Raw genomic sequence first — 18,412 nt, 5'->3', positions numbered from 1 at the left:
GCCGAGTTAGCCTTGCCCCTTGCCATATGCTATAGAGAGACGTCCGGGGAGGAAAAGCTCCATGATTACAAGCAAAACACAACTGGTTGGCCTGTTTGGGCATCCAGTTTCCCACTCGCAATCACCGATGATGCACAATACAGCTTTTTCAGAGACCGGGTTGGGATTTGCCTATGCTGCGTTCGACGTTGAACCGGAAAATCTGGAAGATGCAGTCGCGGGTATTCGCGCATTAGGCTTGAAAGGGATTAACGTCACGATCCCCCACAAGGTCGCTATTATGCCGATGCTGGATGAAATCGATCCGCTTGCCAAACGAATCGGTGCCGTCAATACCGTCGTTTCTCGTGATGGACGCTTGATTGGCTACAACACAGATGGGATGGGCTATGTTCGTTCGCTTGTGGAAGAGACGGGAATCGTTCTTGAAAAGCAAGTGGTCACCATGGTAGGGGCTGGAGGCGCTGCGCGTGCAGTGGCATTTACCTTGGCTGAACAAGGAGTCAAAGAAATTCGCATCATCAATCGTTCCCGGGAAAGAGCCGCAGTATTGGCTGAGCATGTCGGGATGATTGTACCTACGAAAATCGTAGAACAGGGCGAAGGTGCAGCTACCATTGCAGACTCTTCGCTGTTGATCAATACGACATCCATTGGAATGCTGCCAAACGTACAGGAGACACCTGTGCCAGCAGAATGGCTTCACTCTGGTTTAACGGTAAGCGATCTGATTTATAACCCGCTCGAGACACGTCTGCTCAAAGAAGCGCGTGCCATCGGAGCCACTGTTCATTCCGGAATCGGCATGTTCGTGAATCAAGGTGCACTGGCTTTCGAGCTGTGGACGGGCGAACGAGCACCAACTGGTGTTATGCGTGAGGTCGTCTTGCAACAATTACAGAAAACAACCTGATTGCAGGATGTAAAAGGAGGCATTGCCGATGTTGACCGGCAAGCAAAAGCGCTTTTTGCGCGCAGAAGCACATCATCTCACCCCCATTTTCCAAGTAGGAAAAGGTGGCGTAAACGAAAATATGATCACACAGATCAAAGAAGCGTTGGAAGTACGTGAATTGATCAAGGTAGCGATTTTGCAAAACAATAATGACGATAAACATCAAGTAGCAGAAGATTTGGCAGCAGGTGCAGGAGCAGAGCTCGTGCAGTTGATTGGCCATACGGTTGTCTTGTATAAAGAGTCCCGGGAGAACAAGACGATCAAGCTGCCATAAGTGACCTGCATGCGATGAGACAGCCAATCAAGCAAGTAGGGATCATGGGAGGAACGTTCGACCCGATTCATTGCGGGCACTTGCTAGCGGCCGAACAAGCCAGAGAGCAAGCGGGCCTGTATGAAGTCTGGTTTATGCCAACACACGTTCCACCGCACGTTCCACCGCACAAAAAGAGAGAGAGTCTGACGTTGGCGAATCACCGCTTGCAAATGGTTCAGCTTGCCGTGTCTGATCACGAGGTGTTTCGTGTAACAGATGTAGAGTTCGCAAGAGAAGGTCCATCATACACCTATGACACGATGGTTCAGCTCATCAGGCAGTTCACGGATTGCCGGTTTTCCTTTATCATGGGAGGAGATATGGTAAAAATCTTGCCCAAATGGTACCAGTACCAAGAGCTGATTCATATGGTACGATTTATAGGTCTAGCGAGGCCAGGAACCGAACTGGATCGGGAATCGAGCGAGGACGTCACATTTGTGGAGATGCCTGTTTGGGACATTTCCTCTACGATGGTTCGCGAGAAGGCAGCTGCCGGGAAAAGCATCCGTTATCTTGTACCTGATGCCGTGGAGCGCTATATAAAGGAGAACCGAATCTATGAAACTTTTGGATAATCGGGAAGAGCTTCTCGTTCGCGTACGGCAACAAATGCATGAGAAACGCTACAAGCACACGCTAGGTGTGGCTGCGTCGGCTCGCGAGCTGGCAGAGAGATTCGGGGCTGATCCTGACAAAGCCGAGCTTGCTGGTCTCTTGCACGATTACTGTAAGTGCTGGCCTGTGGAAAAAATGTTTGAGATTCTCGTGCGCCACGATATGCCTACAGAGCTTTTGGAAGGGGAAAAAGAGCTGTGGCACGCTTTTGCAGCTGCCATTGTGATCCAGACTGATCTGGGTGTGACGGATACTGATATTTTACAAGCTGTTCGCTACCATACAACAGGTCGGGCTGGCATGTCCCTGTTAGAAAAGGTCGTCTGTGTGGCAGACTATATAGAACCAAACCGGGTTTACCCTGGTGTCGATTTTATTCGCGCCAAAGCCATGCATGATTTGAATGCCGCCCTGGCACTCGCCTTGGGAGGCACGATTCAATTTTTGATAGAGAAGCAGAAGACGGTTTTCCCGTTGACATTGACTGCATATAACGATTTGATTTCCCGAAAAGGGAGAGAAGGAGGGTTCTGATGGTTAAAACAGTAGAAGATTTGGCACAATTGGTAGTGAAGGCAGTAGAGGACAAGAAAGCAGAGAACTTGAAGGTGCTCGATATTAAAAAGCTGTCCGTGATCGCAGATTATTTCATGATTTGCCACGGAAACAACGAGCGTCAAGTACAGGCAATTGTTCGCGAAATTCGTGATCAAGCCCACAAAAACGGCTATGACGTCCGCGGTATCGAGGGAGCGGATGAAGGTCGCTGGGTACTGGTTGATCTGGGCGATATCGTCATTCACGTTTTCCATCGCGAAGATCGCGATTTTTACAACCTGGAGCGCCTGTGGAAGGACGCAGAGGAAGTTTCCTTCAGCGCGCAAGGGTAAGGTCAGATGGCATATGCACACATGGCCGCTGTATATGACAGGCTGATGGCCGATACTCCTTATGACCAATGGCTCGATTGGGTTGAGCGCAATTGGGAAAAGGGAGAAAAGCCTGTCCGGGTCATTGATCTGGGCTGTGGGACGGGTACGATTGCAATTCCACTCGCCAAGCGGGGATACCGTGTTACGGGTGTGGATCTCTCCACAGAAATGCTTGCGATTGCCTATGACAAAATGAGGCAAGAGCAAGTGGATGTGTCGTGGGTCGAACAGGATATGCGGGAGCTTTCGTTGCCAGAAGCGGATGCGGTCATCTCCTTGTGTGATTCATTGAGCTACCTCACGGAGGAAGGGGATGTGCAGGAAACGTTCAAGCGCGTTTTCGCTCATCTTGCGCCTGGTGGGAGCTTTCTGTTTGATGTGCACAGTCCATACAAGATGCTGCACATTTTCGGAGATGAGACGTTCACACACGTAGAAGATGAAGTTTCGTACATTTGGCAATGTTTTTGCGACCCGCTGCGACTGGAGGTAGAGCATCAGCTAACGTTTTTCATTCGTCAGCCAAACGGTTTGTATGAGCGGATGGAAGAAGAGCATTGGCAACGGGCTTACCAGCCTGTCCAACTGATGCGCTGGCTGACAGATGCAGGCTTCACAGACATTGTCATCACCGCTGATTACTCGGATATGCCGCCACAAGAAGCAAGTGAGCGCCTATTTTTTTCAGCCCGCAAGCCGAAAAGTTTGACATGATTGGTTCGGATTGACTATAATGGCGTTATAACTACAGATTTCGACGCGTTTAAGAGGAATAGTAAGAATAGGATTCGAGCATTCACAGAGAGTTGACGGATGGTGCAAGTCAACCCGGATCTATCTGAACTCACCTCCCAGCACTTGCCCCCAAGGTCATTCAAGCAATGATTGCGTAAGGGTGAGCGGCTTATCCCCGATACGGATGAAACAAGTGGGTGAATGCATGTCATTTGCCAATCTGGGTGGTACCGCGGGAATGTAAACAACCTCTCGTCCCTTTCGCAATAGCGATCTGGGATGTGAGGTTTTCTTTATTTTCACCTATTTTAAGATGGGAGTGCTTTACCATGGTATTCAGTCATCGCAATGTCGAAAAGAAGTGGCAGCAATATTGGGAGCAAAACAAGACCTTCAAAACCTCCGAGGATGAGGGCAAGAAAAAGTTTTACGCACTCGACATGTTCCCGTATCCATCTGGAGCTGGCCTGCACGTAGGACATCCAGAAGGCTATACGGCTACTGATATTTTGTCCCGCATGAAGCGGATGCAAGGATATAACGTGCTCCATCCAATGGGCTGGGATGCGTTTGGTCTGCCAGCGGAGCAATACGCGCTCGATACCGGAAACGATCCGGCAGAATTCACCGAGCACAATATCAACACTTTCCGTCGCCAAATCAAGGCGCTCGGATTTTCCTACGACTGGGATCGCGAAATCAATACGACCGATCCGCATTACTACAAGTGGACACAATGGATTTTTACGAAGCTGTATGAGCACGGCTTGGCTTATATTGACGAGGTAGCTGTAAACTGGTGCCCTGCTTTGGGAACGGTTTTGGCGAACGAAGAAGTCATTGACGGGAAAAGTGAGCGTGGTGGACACCCGGTAGAACGCCGCCCGATGAAACAATGGGTCCTGAAAATTACAGCGTATGCAGAAAGACTGCTCGCTGACCTGGATGAACTGGATTGGCCGGAGAGCATCAAGGAAATGCAGCGCAACTGGATTGGTCGTTCTGAAGGGGCAGAAGTAACCTTTGGTATCGAGGGTCATGAAGAAATTTTCACCGTCTTTACGACACGTCCAGACACTCTCTACGGTGCAACCTATGCGGTACTGGCTCCTGAGCACAAGCTGGTTGAGCAAATTACCGTACCAGCTCAAAAAGAAGCAGTGGAAGCGTACCTGGAGCAAGCAAAACGCAAAAGCGACCTGGAGCGTACCGATCTGGCGAAAGAAAAAACAGGAGTATTTACCGGAGCGTATGCGATCAACCCGGTGAACGGCGAGCGTCTGCCAATCTGGATTGCAGATTACGTACTGATCAGCTACGGAACAGGCTCTATCATGGCGGTTCCAGCGCATGATGAGCGCGACTATGAGTTCGCGAAAACGTTCGATCTGCCAATCAAGCAAGTAATCGCTGGCGGAGATATCACCAAAGAAGCGTATGCAGGTGATGGAGAGCACATCAACTCCGGCATGCTTGATGGTTTGAACAAAGAACAGGCTATCAGCAAAATGATCGAGTGGCTGGATGCGGAAGGCAAAGGAAATCGCAAAGTCACATACCGTCTGCGCGACTGGTTGTTCAGCCGTCAACGCTACTGGGGTGAGCCAATTCCGATTCTCCACCTCGAAGATGGTACGATGAAGGTCGTTCCAGAATCCGAACTGCCGATCATTCTGCCAAAAACAAAAGAAATCAAACCATCCGGTACAGGTGAATCGCCATTGGCAAACATCTCGGAGTGGGTGAACACTGTAGATCCGGAAACAGGCATGAAAGCGCGCCGTGAGACAAACACCATGCCGCAATGGGCAGGTAGCTGCTGGTACTTCTTGCGCTTCATCGATCCACACAATGACAAAGCATTGGCTGATGCAGACAAGCTGAAAGAATGGCTGCCAATTGACATTTACATTGGTGGTGCAGAACACGCAGTATTGCACTTGCTCTACTCTCGCTTCTGGCACAAGTTCCTGTACGATATCGGTGTCGTACCAACCAAGGAACCATTCCAAAAGCTGTTTAACCAAGGGATGATCCTGGGTGAAAACAACGAGAAAATGAGTAAGTCAAAAGGCAATGTCGTAAATCCAGATGATATCATCGACAGCCATGGTGCCGATACACTGCGCATGTACGAAATGTTCATGGGACCACTGGATGCTTCAATCGCTTGGTCGACAAAAGGCTTGGATGGCGCACGTCGCTTCCTGGATCGTGCCTATCGTCTGTTCGTGGGTGACAACGGTGAGCTGAACGAAAAAATCGTGGAGACCTCCAACGTGGCTGGCATGGAGCGCGTGTACCACCAGACCGTGAAAAAAGTAACAGAAGACTACGAGGGCCTGCGTTTCAATACAGGTATCTCTCAGTTGATGGTATTCGTTAACGAAGCGTACAAAGCTGAAGTTCTGCCGAAGAAATTCATGGAGGACTTTGTGAAAATGCTGTCTCCAATCGCTCCACACTTGGGTGAAGAGCTGTGGGAGAAACTGGGCCACAGCGACAGCTTGGCATACGCAGCATGGCCTACGTATGACGAAGCGAAGCTGGTTGAAGACGAGGTAGAAATCGTCTTGCAAATTAACGGCAAAAACAAAGAGAAACTGCTCATCGCGTCTGATTCCACCAAAGAACAGATGGAAGAGATGGCGAAAAACAACGAGATGATCCAAGAATTGATCGAAGGAAAAACGATCGTCAAAGTCATCGCTGTTCCGGGCAAGCTAGTAAATATCGTCGTTCGTTAAGAAAAGGACGGAAAGAAATGAGAAGAGGAGTGGAGCCTGTGAGTGACAGGTATCCACTCCTTTTTTCGCAGATCAACACTTCTTCGTCTTTGGCTAATGTGGCTGATTGCTCAAATTTCGTGCAACCAGTTCCTGATCCTCGGCAAACTTTGCTTGTGTACGACGAAATACTTGGGCGAAAAGACCGGGAATACCGTCTTGCAGAGGAATCAGTCCTTCCCCAGTAATTCCACCGGGCACGCAGACCCTTTTTTGTAGAGTAGGAAGGGTGAAAGCTTCTTCGCGTAAAAGATCTGCGATCCCAATTAGCATTTGCGTGGTCATGTAGGTAGCAGCTTCTTCGGAAATGCCCGTTTCTTCAACAGCTTCGTGAATCATTTGCTGCAAAATATAGCTGATAAACGCAGGCCCGCAACTGACAATGTCAGAAGTAATTCGTAAAAAAGGCTCCGAAATCTCAATAGGGGAGCTAATATGGGCAAACAGGCTCCGAATTAATTGACGTTGTTCCTCTTGGATGCGTGAGCCAAATTCACATAAGCTGACACCACTCATTACGGCATTTGTTATTGAAGGAACGACTCTGGCAACCGCGCATGGAACTTGAGACTCCAAATCTGCAAGCTTGATCGGACTGGTGATCGTAATCAATAGGTGGTCTGGAGTTAAGGCAGGAGCAATTTGTTCGAGCATCACGCTATATTCCAGTGGCTTGACGCATAGCACGATCGTTGTAGTTTCTTTGACCAGATCGGCATTGCTGTGCGCGACAATGAGCCCGGGATGTTTTTCTGCCAGTTGCTGCGCCTTTGCTGGGGTTCTGTTGCTGATCGTGACATGACCAGGAGTCAGCGCCTTGGCTGACAGTAATGATTCAATCAAGATACTGCCCATGCTGCCCGTACCAATGAACCCGATTCTATTCATGGGCATACCTCCCTCCGATATTCTTTTCCCATTCTATGTAGGAGTGCCTATGATCATGACCGGATGCTGAGCACTCATTGTACGATCAGCCGATCCTTTATCCGTGAGAACATCTTCTCGCCAATTCCCTCAATCTGTTTCAGGTCATCCGCCGAACGAAAAGGCCCTTGTTTTGACCGATAATCCAAGATTGCCTTGGCACGAGCTTCTCCAATCCCCGGAAGGCTCATGAGCTCTTCTACAGTTGCCGTGTTGAGATTAACGGCTGTGGAGTCACCAGTGGTGGATACGCGGGCAGCAGATTTTACAAGGCCAATGGAAGTGGAGACGGGGGACTTTGCGCCTTTTGCCGGGATAACAAGAGCAGCTCCATCTGTGAGCGGCTCTGCCAAATTGATCTGTACAAGGTCAGCATCAGGCAGTGCTCCTCCTGCTTTTTCGATGGCATTTGCGACACGGGTACCTGGTTCAAATTGGTATAAACCGGGACTTTTCACTTGCCCTTTCACATCGATATAGAGAGGAGGGGGGAGTGCTTCCTTATCTTTTTCCTTATTCTGATCTCTTTCCGGTGTCGCTTTTACAGGCTTGGCAGGTTGAACAGCTGCTGAATCATCTGTCAGTTCTTTTGTTTCCAGATTCGATGCTGCATAAGCAGGAGAATGCAACGGTAGTTCATCAGTCTTATGCGATTGGTCGCGTTGATATAGCCAATAGCTACAACCGACAAACAGAACAGCCGCAGTTAGCAAGATATATCGACGATAACGCTCCCACCATTCCAGCACCATAACAAAAACCCTCCCGTCCTTCACATAGCGATACGTTCATAGAGAGAACTTGTTCTCTATCAACGATGCTACGAAAAGTAAGAGAGGGTCTGCAAATCTATTTATCGCGTTTACGCTGTTAGCCGATATGCTGCAGCGAATTTTTTTTGCGGCGAAGGTCTACATTCGGGCTGACATAAGGCTCGAAATTATGCTTTTGCTCAATGAAGATTTGATGCCACAACATGAAGACCAGGATCGTCCAGATTTTGCGACTGTAATCCGCATTGCCTTCGCGGTGTTCATCGAGCATGTAAAGCACATAGGCCTTATTAATCAAATTATCCACCTTGGATTCGAAAATGATCTCTTTTGCCCATTTGTAAAATTCGTTTTTGAGCCAATGACGAGTCGGAACAGGGAAGCCCAGCTTCTTTCTCGTTTGAATCTCAGGTGGCAGGAAGTCTTTCATCGCCTCACGAAGCACGTGCTTGGTCGTGCCGTTGGCAATTTTGTACTTCGTTGGAATGGTAGCGGCGAATTCAAATACCTTCAGATCAATGAATGGCACACGCAGCTCCAAAGAATTGGCCATCGTCATCTTGTCAGCCTTCATCAAAATGTTGCCTCTGAGCCAAGTGTGAATGTCCAAGTATTGCATCTTGGTCACATCGTCATATTCGGAAGCGCGTTTGTAGATATCTTCTGTAATGGAGAAAGGAGATACATACGATTCCGAGCGGGTAATATCATCCATGACGACACGCTTTTTCATCTCTTCACTGAAAATCAGTGCGTTTCCGAAGAAGCGTTGCTCAACCGTTTTCGATCCGCGGATGAGGAAGTTTTTCCCTTTTACCTGGTCGGGGAGGCGCTCTGCCATGTATCCGATGGATTGACGCATCCAGCCAGGCATCCCGGAAAACATTTTGAGAGAATGAGGCTCTCTGTAAATATTGTAACCGCCAAAAAATTCATCTGCACCTTCACCGGACAATACGACGGTTACGTGTTCACTTGCCATCTGAGCTACAAAATAGAGCAGAATGGCAGATGGGTCCGCTACCGGTTCGTCCTGATGCCAGATGAGTCGTGGCAATTCATCCATGTACTGCTTGGCGTTTATCACGCGCTCGAAATGCTCCGATCCCAAATACGCGGCGGTTCGTTTTGCATAATCGAGTTCGCTGTATCCAGGAATATCCGAGCCGACAGAAAAAGATTTGACTGGCTCGAAGGTACGTAGCATCCCAACAATACTGCTAGAGTCAACGCCACTAGATAAGAAGGCTCCACGAGAAACTTCGCTAATCCGGTGTTTGTCGACAGATTCAAGCATGACACTGCGCGTACCCTCAACAAAATAAGAGAACGGCTTGCTTTCATCGGGCTTGAATTCTACATCCCAGTATCTTTCGAGCTTGATCTGGTCGTTTTCAATAATGAACGAGTGCGCAGGCGGTATACGGTAAATGCCAGCAAACATCGTATCAGGATCAGGCACATATTGGAATGTCAAATAGTGATAAAAAGCGGTTGGATTCACTTCACGCTTGAATCCTGGCGACTCCAGCAAGCTTTTAATCTCGCTGGCAACCCCGATTGAATCATTTGTCTCTACATAGTAGAGCGGCTTGATTCCAAAATGGTCGCGTGCCCCAAACAGACGTTTTTTACGGGAGTCGTAGATCGTAAAGCCAAACATCCCGCGCAAATGCTTAGGTGCATCTGTTCCTACCTCTTCATAAAGGTGGAGGATGGTTTCAATATCAGAATCGGTATGGAAAACGTGACCGATGTCCTTTAACCATTGCTGTAACTCTTTGTAATTGTAGATTTCACCGTTACCAATAATCCAGATGTCACGTGTTTCGTTAAACAGCGGTTGATGTCCGCCTTCCACGTCAATGATGCTTAAACGACGAAAGCCCAGGGCGATGTTGTCTTCAAGGTGAAAACCATCGTCATCTGGACCACGGTGCAGGATGACACCCGTCATTGCACTAATCGCTTCTTGTTGAACAGGCTTTTGCCGCTTGTTATAGAGTGATACGATTCCGCACATAAGAAATGACTCTTCCTCTCACTGGATTGCTCCTGCTAACTCTATCATGTATCGACCATCAGCGCAATCTCTTATGAGTGCCAGTGATTGACCTCGAAAACGCTGATTCTACAAGGGAATTAGCCTTTCTTCTTTTCTATTTTTGTCCCCATTCTGTTAGATATACTCCCTTAAGAGACCATTTATCGTTCGACAAAACGGTTTCATGTAAAGAACAAGACGGGGGGATTGCAGTGTCAGTATGGAGAGCAAGCCTAGCGATGATGATCGGCCTCATTCTGTCAGCCTATTTGCATCCTGCTTGGCTACTGTTGGCTGCAGGCGTATCATGGGCACTCGTTGCATGGAGCCCGTTTAGGTACCGCAAATACGTTGCATACTACGCACTGATTTCTATTCTAGCAGGTCTCTTTTTTTATGGGTACGAGAATCTCCATAGCTCTGAAGTGAAACCATTGGCAGAAAGGGAGCAGAGGATCTGGGTAAAAGGTGTCATTGATTCACCCGTGAAACGGGATGGGGAGGTAGCACGATTTTTTGTCACGATAACATCCTGGGGTGAAAATCAGCGTGATCAGAACGAGCATCGGTCTCTCGAGAAAATTGCGCTTCGGGTTAAACTTGCTTCTTTCCAGGAAGCTGCACAAATAGAGCAGTGGAGACGTGGCAGTGTTATCGTGGCTCCGATCCAATTGTCCTTGCCAGCTACTGCGCGCAATCCTCATTCCTTCGACTACGCCAGCTATTTGTATAGGCAAGGTGTCCATGTCACAGGGGAAACAAACTATCAAGCGGTTGATATGACACCTGCTTTTTCTGTTTGGGCGAGCTTTCAAGAATGGCAGGACTCGGGTGCCAAGCGAATTGAATCATTATTTCCAGATCCAGAAACAGCGGGGTACATGAAGTCGCTTCTGCTCGGTCTTGGACAAGAGGTGAACCCTGAGCTTGCATCGATGTATTCGAATTTGGGTTTAAGTCATATTCTCGCGATCTCCGGTTTGCATGTGACCATGGTCAGTTCCATGTTTATGTGGTGCTTGGAACGGATTGGAATCAGACGCAGATTGGCATTTGTCGTAACGATTTTGTTCTTGATCGGGTATGTGCTTTTGGTGGGAGCTAGCGCGTCTGCGATCCGATCTGGACTGATGGGGAGTGTCGGTCTTCTGTGTCAGGTGTTTGGAAAGAGGTTGGACGGCAAAGACGTCTGGGCAGGTGCACTCATTGTGATGCTAGTGGTGAATCCGTATCAGCTGTGGCATGTCGGTTTTCAGCTTTCCTTTGCGGTCACACTTGGTCTGATTATTTTTGTGCCATTTAGTTTGCATGTGTTTGTTCGGGTATCCGTCTGGATTCGTACACTTGTGGCGGTCACCTTGTCGGCCCAGCTCGTTTCCTTTCCGTTTCTCATCTACCATTTTCATTTGTTTTCACCTGTGTCCTGGCTCGTTAATTTGGTAGTAACACCGATTCTCTCGGCAATAGCGCTACCGTTCGGGTATATCGCGATTGTCCTCGATTTCTTCCATCCGTTTTTGGCCGTGATCCCTGTCTGGATTTCGACGGCTATGCTGAAATGGATTCATCTCCCGTTGTTTGCTATTGAAAAAATGAGGCTCCCCTTCACTTATTGGCCGCATCCTTCTTGGTGGTGGCTTGTTTTGTATACCTGCTTTCTAGTTGTTCTGCCCATTTCATGGAAGTTGGGCTATCATCGAAAGCGTGATATAATGCTTACTTTCGTTATATTTCTCTTGTTAATTGTCGGGGCCAGACAGCCTTTTTCTGGAGTCGAAGAAGTGCGAATTACCTTCCTTGATGTCGGACAAGGGGATTCCATCGTTGTCGAAATTGGTGATCAGAAGGTATACTTAATGGATGCGGGTGGGACAATGCGGTTCCCAGCTGCTGAACCATGGATGGAAAAGCGTGACCCATTTGAGGTGGGGAAAGACGTCGTTCTGCCGTTTCTGATGGCGAGAGGAATCGAGAAAATCGATCGCGTCGTCATGACGCATGGCGATCTGGATCACATCGGGGGATTAAAAGCGCTTGTTCCTCATTTTTCTTTTGGCGAGGTATTGGTGAATGGAACAGCACCTTCCAAATTGGAGGGCGAAATTGTTCAGCTTTTCCAACAAGAAGGAGTTCCGATTCTAACCGGGCTCCCGGGTCAATCATGGTCCGATGGGCCGGGAATCGAGTGGAAGTGGCTGCACCCAGGTGAATCGACCTTCTCAGGAAATGATGCATCCGTAGTACTCCAGCTTACAGCTTTCAATAAGACGGTATTGTTTACGGGTGATATTGAAAAGGGTGGGGAAAGTCAGCTTGTTCAAAACGGTTTGACTTCTGTGGATGTTTTGAAAGTAGCCCATCATGGAAGCAATACCTCGAGCACCGAAGAGCTCCTTGCAGTCACAGCACCAAAAGTTGCTGTCATCTCTGCCGGGGTGAAAAATCGGTACGGGCATCCAGCGTCCGAAGTACTTCATCGCTTAAAAAAATCGGGTTCCGTCGTGTACAGGACTGATGCTCATGGAGCAATTACGCTGGTTATTACACCTGAGGGATTATATTGGCAGGCCCAAATATTGGATACATAAACTGTTTGCAACTTTTTCAATGAGCGAACCGTCTGTAGGGGGGAGAAGAGAATATGCATGAAGCAGAGTTGATCAGGATGGCGCAATCCGGGGATCATGACGCGCTAGTCGAACTGCTTCGATCCATTGAGACCTCCGTTTACCGTAGCGCTTATTACATTCTAGGGAACGAACAAGACGCACTTGATGCCTCCCAGGAAGTCCTCATTCGAATTTATCGAAAATTGGACACCTATCAGGAAAAAGCAAAGTTCTCTACCTGGGTACAACGCATCGTCAGCAACGTCTGTATGGATAAATTTCGCGCGAAGAAGGAAACGGTCTCAATTGACGAGCACGAGTTGATCATTCCTGATCGTAACAACGTAGAAGAAGAAATCCTTCTCACCGGGCTGTCGAATGACATTCAGGAAGCCATCGGAAGATTGCCAAAGCAATACCGGATGGTTGTAGTACTCCGCTACCTAGAGGATTTGTCCTATCAAGAAATAGCGGAGGCATTAGATTTGCCGCTTAACACGGTAAAGTCGTATTTGTTTCGGGCTAGGCAACAGTTACAGGAGCTGTTGTACGACTACCAGAAAGGGGGGATCGGTTGATGACCAACGAAGAGGTTTTTGAACTCATGCAGCGGGATCTGGATGGAGATCTGTTGGAGTCAGAGCAGCAAACGCTCCATCGTTTGATTCAAAAAGATGCTGAACTGCAGCTTAAGTACAACCGTTTGAAAGATGTGTCACAACAATTAGAACATCTGCCCCCTGTCGTACCTCCGTTCAGCATCGTAGATTCTATCCTGCCCAAGCTGGAATCAGCCGCTGCAAAGCCTGCTGCGGTGAAATCTACGGTGAACGAGGAAATCCTGCCCACTCTGGAAGTTAAGCGCGAGTCGTCTTCGCTGCCGGAAACAAAAAAGTGGAAGCGGATGAAAGTATGGATGGCTAGTCTTGGTAGTACGGCCGTCGCTGCTAGCTTATTGGTTGGCATGCTGTTTTCGGGCGGTGATGGTAAGAAACATGAAGTCGATTCGTTCCAGAACGGAACGGACATGACGCCAGCGGTCGCGGAACAACCCAAAAGCGTTGAGCCAGTAGATCCTACTCCTTCAAGCAATAATCCAATACCATCGAATTCAAAAGAGGAAGAGGACAAGTCAAAAAAGACTTCTGGAGCGGCTACTCAGACGAAGAGTAAAAAGCCACCTGCTAAGACCGTTAAAAAGCAAACACCGCCACCTAAGAAAACGAATCCGACACCGCCACCAAAGAAAGCTGTACCTCCAACGCCAGTAATTACAGATGATCAACCATCGGGATGGCCGATCGGACTGGACGAAAATCCGGACAGAGAAGACAAAGAACCTGCTAATGACGATAAGGACGACGGCAGGGACAAGCAAGCGGAGAAAGACAAGGGAAAAAATAAAGAGAAGAAAAAAAATAAAGATAATGACTAACTTTTTTCCACGTATGGACCGGCACCGCTTGCGGGGATTTTGCGTATAGTACATTATCAAGCACCCCCTGCTTACCGTTTGGGGAGGAGGAATCCCGGGGCTTTTCCCTAAACGTTTACATAGAGGTGCCAACGGATGAAAAAACCGCTACCGATTCACTGGTGGCGGTTTTTTTCGTTTTGCTCTGATCAACATGTGCTATAATAACGCAGGTAACAAGAAGGAAAGGGGAGAAAACGTATGCCACTCCTATCGGCTATTCGCGAAATAAGGCAAAAACAATTCTCGCCGATCTACGTCTTATACGGCCCGGAGTCTTTTCTGGCTGAAGATTTTTTGGCGTTGGCTCGTAAAGAAATGATTGATCCAGAATTTACGGATCTGAATATGAGTGTGTATGATTGTACCGAAACAGGATTGAGTGAAATCCTGCAGGATGCGGAAACCTTGCCGTTTTTGGGCGAGCATCGATTGGTAATTGCCAGACAAGCCTACTTTTTAACAGGAAGCAAGCCTTCGACTAAGGTGGAAAGTGACCCGGATGCTCTGCTCGATTATTTGCAAAACCCGCCTTCCTATACCACACTTATTTTACATACAGAAGCTGACAAGCTCGATGAACGAAAAAAGCTGGTCAAAACGCTACAGCAAAAAGCGAAAGTGATCCCTTTTCCGTTGTTAAAAGACGGAGATTTGTACGGCTGGATAGAGCGGCAAGTGGGTAAATACGAGGCGAAGATCGATCGTCAGCAAACTATGAAGCTTGTGGAGCGAGTGGGCGCCGAGCTGCGTCTTCTGGACAAGGAAATCGAAAAGATGGCTCTGTTTGTCGGGGCAGGAGAAAATATCACGGAGGACGTCATCGAGCTCCTCGGTGCACGTACGCTGGAGCAGGATGTATTCGCGCTGATCGAACAGGTCGCTTCAGGGAGATTGGACAAGGCGCTCAGGATGATGTACGACTGCATGAAAACAGGAGAGGAGCCGATCAAGCTACTGGCTCTCTTGGCGAGGCAGTTCCGCATGCTGTTGCATGTTAAGCAATTGGCGCCGCGCGGTTATTCACAGCAACAGATGGCAGGAATGATAAAAATGCATCCCTACGCGGTGAAAAAAGCAATGGAGCAAGCGCGTCATTTTTCTGAGGAGTCGCTGAAAAAACTGCTGGGCATTCTGGCGGAAGAAGATTTTCGTATGAAATCAGGGCAGGTGGACAAGCGTCTCGCCCTCGAATTATTCATTGCACGTGCACACGACGAACGAACAAAACGGTCGTGACCGTAGTCCCCTCTTTCGGGGGACAAACGTGTTTGACCACAACACTTTTATAAAAAACGTCGAGACGTTTTTCCACAGTAAAAAACCCCTAGAACAAGATGTTCGTGGGGTTTTTTGGCGCTTGGTCTCTTACGCTACAGGAGCGCTCAGAACGTTAAGCTTTTTCATCAAACGAGACTTTTGACGGTTTGCTGCGTTTTTATGAATGAGACCTTTCGAAGCGGCCTTGTCCAGCTTTTTCACAGCCACCAGAAGAGTAGAATTCGCCAATGCTACATCGGAAGCAGCGACTGCTTTCTCAAAGCTCTTGATAGAAGTACGCAGATCAGACTTTTGAGAAGCACGGTGTGCGCGACGCTTTTCGATTGTTTTGGTGCGTTTAATCGCGGATTTAATGTTTGGCATGTGTGTCACCTCCTTAGACGACCATAGACATACAGTCATACAACAAAGTAATTCTAGCATGGGGCGAACCCATTTGCAAGAAAGGATTCGGAATAAAAATGAAGGATTCAAGCAAGCTAGTAGCAGGAACAAAATGGTCAGTAATTTTTAACATTGAATGACAGGAGCTGATGAACATGGCACATAACATCGATTTGTCAGGCTATTCGATTCGTACGGATCTTGCCTTGGAGGCACACGAGCTTGCCCAGCAGCAAAACCAGACCAGCATTGAGGGCGTTTGGCTGCAAGCTGACGACAGTGAGCCCAATATAAAAGTAACGAGATTACATGTGGAATCTGAGGAAGCGGGGAAGGAAATCGGCAAGCTACCGGGGCATTACCTAACGATCGAAGTGCCTAAGCTGCGGGATAATGATACATCAATCGAGGAGCAGGTAGCGAAGCGATTCTCCGTCGAATTTGCGATGTTTCTCAAACAACTGGGAATCACCGAGGACAAAAAGGCTCTCGTCGTTGGTCTCGGCAACTGGAATGTGACCCCGGATGCGCTGGGGCCGATGGTCGTGGAAAATCTGTTGATTACACGCCATCTGTACACACTGGCGCCTGAAACTGTTGGAGAAGGGTATCGGGAAGTCAGTGCGCTATCACCGGGTGTCCTTGGGATAACGGGTATTGAAACGAGTGAGATCATTTTTGGAGTCGTGGAAAAAAGCAAACCCGATTTTGTCATTTGTATCGATGCCCTTGCGTCCCGTGCTCTGCATCGGGTCAACACGACCATTCAGATTTCGGACACAGGGATTCATCCCGGATCAGGGGTTGGAAACAAGCGCAAAGCGATTGATCAGGCGACACTTGGTGTGCCTGTGATTGCGATAGGAGTGCCTACGGTCGTTTTTGCCTCCACAATTGTAAATGATGCCATTACGTATTTGCTGGGGCATTTTGGACAATCGATGGTGGAGAGTAAGCGGGCGTTTAACAAGCTGGCATTGAGTACTCTGCCAGAGCGCAAGGAACCGTATACGGACGAGGACTTGCCTGACATGGAATCACGCAAGACATTCATGGGATTGGTAGGTTCACTGCCCGAAGAAGAGAAACGGCAACTGATTCATGAGGTCCTCCGACCGCTGGGACAGGATTTGGTCGTCACCCCAAAAGAAGTGGACGATTTTATTGAAGGTGTGGCGAATGTGATCGCAACAGGTCTGAATCGCGCTTTGCACAGTGCTGTAAATGAAGAAAATAGCGGCTCGTATACCCACTAAGTCGTGAAAAGCTAGAGTGAGAGAGAAAAGCTAGAAAAGGGTTCTATCGTCTCTATGAGCCTCATAAGCTAAAGCATAGACAAGCACGAGGGAAAGTTCTCCCGACGTGCAACCATGCTACAGCTAGAGGAGTGAGACAGATGGCGACCCTCATTCAACGCCAATTCGTTGTTCTTTCCTTTATAACCGCCTTCTTGTTTGTCATGACAGGAGTGCTTTCGTTAGGCGGGAACCGAATCGCAATTTCTTCCTCCGCTATACAGCAGGCCGCTTCTCATATTTCCAGTCTGGCCATTTTGGGGTGGATGGGGCAGGAAATTCCGGTTTTGTCCGAAACGGTGCAAGCACAGGCAGATGATCGCACGAATAGCGTAACGGGTTTTCTCTTTCGCTTGGCAACGAATATACAGCCGGGAGACTTGCGCAGCTTGCTAGGCAGGGAGCTCCCAGGGATGGTGACGACAGAGGATGCCAGGTTTGTCGTTCAGGGAAAAGGAGCTTCTCTCGCAGATTTTTATTTGGAGTATCCCGCCCATCCGAGACAGGTAGCGGATCATTCGCAAGTAGTTCCGATCGTAGAGCCTAAGCCGGAGGATACTACGAAGTCGGGCGAAACGAAGCCAGCTCCTGTGCCCAATTCAATCACAGACGGCAAGAAAATTGTTTACGTCTACAACTCGCACAATCGGGAATCGTGGTTTAGTGAGACGAAGCCAGTGGGAACCTCCGTCGATCATCCTACGAGAAATATATCGTTAATCAGCAAGCATTTATCAGAAGCGTTGAATGACAGAGGAATTGGTTCGGACGTGAGCACCGACGACGTCTATCAGCAGCTGTTGAACAAAAAAATGCATTACTCCTTCTCCTACGCAGAATCTCTGCAAGTGGTCAAAGCGGCAACGGAGAGAAACAAGGAGCTGAACTACTTTTTCGATCTCCACCGAGACACAGCGCCACGCGAACGTACGACGGTCACGATCAAGGGAAAAACGTATGGAAGAATATTGTTCGTCATCGGAAAAAGAAACAAAAGCTACGAGAAAAATGAAGCATTTGCGACGGAGCTTCATGAGCTGATGGAAAAAATGTACCCGGAGCTTTCGCGTGGCGTGATGGAAAAAGGCGCAAAAACGGATCACGGCGAGTATAATCAGTCCCTCTCCCCGGGAAGCCTGTTAATAGAAATAGGTGGTACGGAAAACAGCGTGCAGGAAAGCATAAATACGGCAGAAGCATTGGCTGATGTTTTCGCGGCCTATTATCAGCAAGCTGAAAAAGTAGGCAAAACAGTTTCTGACGAGCCTGCAAAGAGGTGA

General features: G+C 48.4%; 17 protein-coding genes and 1 other annotated feature. Of the genes, 13 read left to right on the top strand and 4 right to left on the bottom strand.

Features of this window, described 5'->3' with window-relative positions:
• Positions 1-61 precede the first annotated feature (61 nt).
• The 7 genes from ACFYU8_RS10005 (at position 62) to leuS (ending at position 6,306) form a co-directional block, all read left to right on the top strand.
• A complete protein-coding gene (locus ACFYU8_RS10005; protein ID WP_390297668.1) occupies positions 62-913 on the top strand; it encodes a shikimate dehydrogenase in 852 nt (283 codons plus the stop codon).
• 28 nt (positions 914-941) lie between these two features.
• Positions 942-1,232: a ribosome assembly RNA-binding protein YhbY gene (gene yhbY / locus ACFYU8_RS10000; protein ID WP_007727776.1), complete on the top strand. Its 291-nt coding sequence runs from the start codon at positions 942-944 to the stop codon at positions 1,230-1,232.
• Positions 1,233-1,246: 14 nt separating this feature from the next.
• A complete protein-coding gene (locus tag ACFYU8_RS09995; RefSeq protein WP_390297666.1) occupies positions 1,247-1,852 on the top strand; it encodes a nicotinate-nucleotide adenylyltransferase in 606 nt (201 codons plus the stop codon).
• On the top strand, positions 1,836-2,426 hold the full coding sequence (yqeK, locus tag ACFYU8_RS09990) for a bis(5'-nucleosyl)-tetraphosphatase (symmetrical) YqeK (protein ID WP_390297663.1): 591 nt from the start codon (positions 1,836-1,838) through the stop codon (positions 2,424-2,426). Before ACFYU8_RS09995 ends, yqeK begins: the two co-directional genes overlap by 17 nt.
• On the top strand, positions 2,426-2,782 hold the full coding sequence (gene rsfS, locus ACFYU8_RS09985) for a ribosome silencing factor (RefSeq protein WP_390297660.1): 357 nt from the start codon (positions 2,426-2,428) through the stop codon (positions 2,780-2,782). Before yqeK ends, rsfS begins: the two co-directional genes overlap by 1 nt.
• 6 nt (positions 2,783-2,788) lie before the next feature.
• Positions 2,789-3,538 carry a class I SAM-dependent DNA methyltransferase gene (locus ACFYU8_RS09980; RefSeq protein ID WP_390297656.1) on the top strand — a complete coding sequence of 250 codons (750 nt, stop codon included), beginning with the start codon at positions 2,789-2,791 and terminating at the stop codon, positions 3,536-3,538.
• 39 nt (positions 3,539-3,577) lie between these two features.
• Positions 3,578-3,822: a binding site (T-box leader), on the top strand.
• 66 nt (positions 3,823-3,888) lie between these two features.
• Complete coding sequence (gene leuS, locus ACFYU8_RS09975; RefSeq protein WP_390297653.1) at positions 3,889-6,306, top strand: leucine--tRNA ligase; 2,418 nt, start codon at positions 3,889-3,891, stop codon at positions 6,304-6,306.
• Between the two features lie 93 nt (positions 6,307-6,399).
• Here leuS and comER read toward each other — a convergent pair whose 3' ends face one another.
• The 3 genes from comER to asnB form a co-directional block, all read right to left on the bottom strand.
• The gene (gene comER / locus ACFYU8_RS09970) at positions 6,400-7,233 is read right to left on the bottom strand and encodes a late competence protein ComER (protein ID WP_390297650.1); all 834 of its coding nucleotides are present in this window, start codon (positions 7,231-7,233) and stop codon (positions 6,400-6,402) included.
• Between the two features lie 74 nt (positions 7,234-7,307).
• Positions 7,308-8,024, bottom strand: a complete 717-nt coding sequence (locus ACFYU8_RS09965) for a helix-hairpin-helix domain-containing protein (RefSeq protein WP_390297647.1) — start codon at positions 8,022-8,024, stop codon at positions 7,308-7,310.
• Between the two features lie 118 nt (positions 8,025-8,142).
• Positions 8,143-10,068, bottom strand: coding sequence for an asparagine synthase (glutamine-hydrolyzing) (asnB, locus tag ACFYU8_RS09960; RefSeq protein WP_390297644.1), 1,926 nt, complete (start codon positions 10,066-10,068; stop codon positions 8,143-8,145).
• Positions 10,069-10,301: 233 nt separating this feature from the next.
• On the opposite strand from asnB, the gene ACFYU8_RS09955 reads away from it, so the two are divergent.
• The 4 genes from ACFYU8_RS09955 (at position 10,302) to holA (ending at position 15,411) form a co-directional block, all read left to right on the top strand.
• Positions 10,302-12,677, top strand: coding sequence for a DNA internalization-related competence protein ComEC/Rec2 (locus tag ACFYU8_RS09955; protein ID WP_390297641.1), 2,376 nt, complete (start codon positions 10,302-10,304; stop codon positions 12,675-12,677).
• Positions 12,678-12,730: 53 nt separating this feature from the next.
• Positions 12,731-13,276 carry an RNA polymerase sigma factor gene (locus ACFYU8_RS09950; protein ID WP_012685711.1) on the top strand — a complete coding sequence of 182 codons (546 nt, stop codon included), beginning with the start codon at positions 12,731-12,733 and terminating at the stop codon, positions 13,274-13,276.
• On the top strand, positions 13,276-14,133 hold the full coding sequence (locus ACFYU8_RS09945) for an anti-sigma factor family protein (RefSeq protein ID WP_390297638.1): 858 nt from the start codon (positions 13,276-13,278) through the stop codon (positions 14,131-14,133). The genes ACFYU8_RS09950 and ACFYU8_RS09945 overlap by 1 nt, the downstream gene beginning before the upstream one ends.
• Before the next feature lie 240 nt (positions 14,134-14,373).
• Positions 14,374-15,411 (top strand): DNA polymerase III subunit delta, encoded by a 1,038-nt coding sequence (gene holA, locus ACFYU8_RS09940; RefSeq protein ID WP_390297635.1) that lies wholly within the window; start codon positions 14,374-14,376, stop codon positions 15,409-15,411.
• Positions 15,412-15,540: 129 nt separating this feature from the next.
• Here holA and rpsT read toward each other — a convergent pair whose 3' ends face one another.
• Positions 15,541-15,816 (bottom strand): 30S ribosomal protein S20, encoded by a 276-nt coding sequence (rpsT, locus tag ACFYU8_RS09935; RefSeq protein WP_390297632.1) that lies wholly within the window; start codon positions 15,814-15,816, stop codon positions 15,541-15,543.
• Positions 15,817-15,992: 176 nt separating this feature from the next.
• On the opposite strand from rpsT, the gene gpr reads away from it, so the two are divergent.
• Positions 15,993-17,093, top strand: coding sequence for a GPR endopeptidase (gene gpr, locus ACFYU8_RS09930; protein ID WP_390297629.1), 1,101 nt, complete (start codon positions 15,993-15,995; stop codon positions 17,091-17,093).
• Between the two features lie 140 nt (positions 17,094-17,233).
• Complete coding sequence (gene spoIIP, locus ACFYU8_RS09925) at positions 17,234-18,412, top strand: stage II sporulation protein P (protein ID WP_390297626.1); 1,179 nt, start codon at positions 17,234-17,236, stop codon at positions 18,410-18,412.

It is taken from the genome of Brevibacillus sp. NPDC003359, assembly GCF_042878995.1.
Classification (GTDB): Bacteria; Bacillota; Bacilli; order Brevibacillales; family Brevibacillaceae; genus Brevibacillus.
The sequence above is the reverse complement of the archived record's forward strand: the minus strand, read 5'-3'. Positions and strand labels throughout refer to the sequence as shown.

Bases quoted from the DNA above. Each gene is read 5' to 3' on its own strand.
- ACFYU8_RS10005 (WP_390297668.1), top strand. From the start codon at position 62: ATGATTACAAGCAAAACACAACTGGTTGGCCTGTTTGGGCATCCAGTT.
- yhbY (WP_007727776.1), top strand. From the start codon at position 942: ATGTTGACCGGCAAGCAAAAGCGCTTTTTGCGCGCAGAAGCACATCAT.
- ACFYU8_RS09995 (WP_390297666.1), top strand. From the start codon at position 1,247: ATGAGACAGCCAATCAAGCAAGTAGGGATCATGGGAGGAACGTTCGAC.
- yqeK (WP_390297663.1), top strand. From the start codon at position 1,836: ATGAAACTTTTGGATAATCGGGAAGAGCTTCTCGTTCGCGTACGGCAA.
- rsfS (WP_390297660.1), top strand. From the start codon at position 2,426: ATGGTTAAAACAGTAGAAGATTTGGCACAATTGGTAGTGAAGGCAGTA.
- ACFYU8_RS09980 (WP_390297656.1), top strand. From the start codon at position 2,789: ATGGCATATGCACACATGGCCGCTGTATATGACAGGCTGATGGCCGAT.
- leuS (WP_390297653.1), top strand. From the start codon at position 3,889: ATGGTATTCAGTCATCGCAATGTCGAAAAGAAGTGGCAGCAATATTGG.
- comER (WP_390297650.1), bottom strand. From the start codon at position 7,233: ATGAATAGAATCGGGTTCATTGGTACGGGCAGCATGGGCAGTATCTTG.
- ACFYU8_RS09965 (WP_390297647.1), bottom strand. From the start codon at position 8,024: ATGGTGCTGGAATGGTGGGAGCGTTATCGTCGATATATCTTGCTAACT.
- asnB (WP_390297644.1), bottom strand. From the start codon at position 10,068: ATGTGCGGAATCGTATCACTCTATAACAAGCGGCAAAAGCCTGTTCAA.
- ACFYU8_RS09950 (WP_012685711.1), top strand. From the start codon at position 12,731: ATGCATGAAGCAGAGTTGATCAGGATGGCGCAATCCGGGGATCATGAC.
- ACFYU8_RS09945 (WP_390297638.1), top strand. From the start codon at position 13,276: ATGACCAACGAAGAGGTTTTTGAACTCATGCAGCGGGATCTGGATGGA.
- holA (WP_390297635.1), top strand. From the start codon at position 14,374: ATGCCACTCCTATCGGCTATTCGCGAAATAAGGCAAAAACAATTCTCG.
- rpsT (WP_390297632.1), bottom strand. From the start codon at position 15,816: ATGCCAAACATTAAATCCGCGATTAAACGCACCAAAACAATCGAAAAG.
- gpr (WP_390297629.1), top strand. From the start codon at position 15,993: ATGGCACATAACATCGATTTGTCAGGCTATTCGATTCGTACGGATCTT.
- spoIIP (WP_390297626.1), top strand. From the start codon at position 17,234: ATGGCGACCCTCATTCAACGCCAATTCGTTGTTCTTTCCTTTATAACC.